Annotated in this window: 2 protein-coding genes; one reads left to right on the top strand and one right to left on the bottom strand. The window is 61.2% G+C overall.

The window, feature by feature from the left end:
- Window positions 1-957, top strand: a 957-nt coding sequence (locus ENZ74_RS31015) for a DUF1176 domain-containing protein (protein ID WP_127313269.1), incomplete at its 5' end; no start/stop codon positions are given.
- 27 nt (window positions 958-984) lie between these two features.
- Here ENZ74_RS31015 and ENZ74_RS31010 read toward each other — a convergent pair.
- The coding region (locus ENZ74_RS31010; RefSeq protein WP_127313268.1) for an alpha/beta hydrolase at window positions 985-1761 on the bottom strand (777 nt) is incomplete at its 5' end.

Raw genomic sequence — 1761 nt, 5'->3', positions numbered from 1 at the left:
GTCGACGACCGGTCGAGCGCCGATGCTGTTGTGCGTTCGCTCTACAGCGCCATCAGCCGGCACGAATTCGCTCGCGCCTGGGGGTATTTCGGCGATACAAAACCGGCAAAGGATTTCGACAGTTTCGTCAAGGGCTATGACGGCACCGACAAGGTCGAGGTCTTGACCGGGGCGGTTTCCGACGAAGGGGCGGCCGGCAGCATTTTCTACAACGTGCCCATCGCCATCCGCGCCACCGACAAGAGCGGCGGCGAAAAGGTTTTTGCGGGCTGCTACACGCTGCGCCAGGTGAATGCCCAGATCCAGGCGGAGCCACCCTTCGATCCGATCCACATCGAGAAGGGGGCACTGAAACCCTCCGCCGCCGATTTCGAGGAGGCGCTGCCGCCAAGCTGCGGCGATGGGCCGCCGCCACCGAAGAAGGACACTGCGCTGGAGCAGGCAAAGAAGGCGTTTCTGGCAACCTATGGCGGCCAGTGCGACAAACAGTTCCTGGCCGACGAGCCGACGGTCTTTTCAATCAAATACAAGGACAAGGATGCGCAGCCCGGCGACCCCGACAAGGAGACGCGGCTGTTCCATTTTTCCTGCTCGGCCGCCGCCTACAATGAAAGCTCGGTCTATTATATGACCGACGAGACATCGGCCGTGCAGCAATTGCAATTCGCCGAACCCAAGATGGACATCCGCTACGAGAACAATGACAGCAACGGCAAATTGCTGGGCATGAGCATCGTCGGTTTCCAGACGTCCGGCTGGGCGGTCAATTCCGACTATGACGAGGCCACCCAGACGATCACCACGTTCAACAAGTGGCGCGGGGTCGGCGATGCTTCCGACGCCGGCACGTATCTGTTCCGCAACGGCAATTTCTCGCTGGTCCAGTACGACGTCGATGCATCATATGACGGCGAGCAAAATCCCGAGACTGTCGTCGACTACAACACTGCGCCTTGAGCGTCACACGGGCTTGCAGGCAGCCTGTCAGGGCGACTTCGACAGCATCCAGTTGAGCGTGCCGCGCCAGTCGGTCATGCGGATCGGGGTGCCATGGGTGCCGGTCTCGAAACGAACGAAACGGGTCGGGTAAGTCTTCGATTTGGCCAGGATCGAGCGAAAGAATGCCTCCTGATTTGCCACTGGGAAGACCACGTCGTGACTGCCCTGGCCGAAAAAGACCGGCACACGGCGCTTGAATGCTGGGCTGGTGAAAAAGCTCTCATCCCATAGCGAGCCGAGCAGCAGCAGGCCGTTGATGCGGCCGCCCATGTCCTTGCGCGCGGCAAGCTTCCAGCACAGCGCACCACCCATCGATCCGCAGGCAACGAAGATCTTCGCGCCTGGCGACCGGTCGGCATAGTGACCGATCAGCGCTGCCACCTGCGCTGCTCCCTTGTCGCCGAAATCGGTAAAATCCGGGCTAAGGTAGAGGCCGCCATTGCTGGCCATCAGGTTCTTGAGCCGGTTGAAATTGCCGCCGAAGGTGAAGTCGTCGACGCCTTGCTTGCGGCTGCCGCCCTGCCCGTGCAGGTAAAGCACGATGATGCCGGCGCCCTCGGTCTTGCCGACGGCGAAATGCCTGATATCGCCGGCGTCGGTTTTCAGCAACAGATCCTGCTGCACCTTGCGCACGCTGGCGTCGGTATATTGGGCGTTCACCCGCCGCTCGGGCACCTGGTCACGCTGGTTGATGTCGCGCATCTCGCGGTAGTCGATGACCGTGTAGGCACCGTTGCTGTCGGACGACAGCGTGGGCGGATA

The sequence above is a fragment of the Mesorhizobium sp. M7A.F.Ca.CA.002.15.2.1 genome (assembly GCF_003998715.1).
Lineage (GTDB): Bacteria > Pseudomonadota > Alphaproteobacteria > Rhizobiales > Rhizobiaceae > Mesorhizobium > Mesorhizobium ciceri.
Note: the sequence above shows the minus strand (reverse complement) of the source record. Positions and strands in the feature narration are given on the sequence as shown.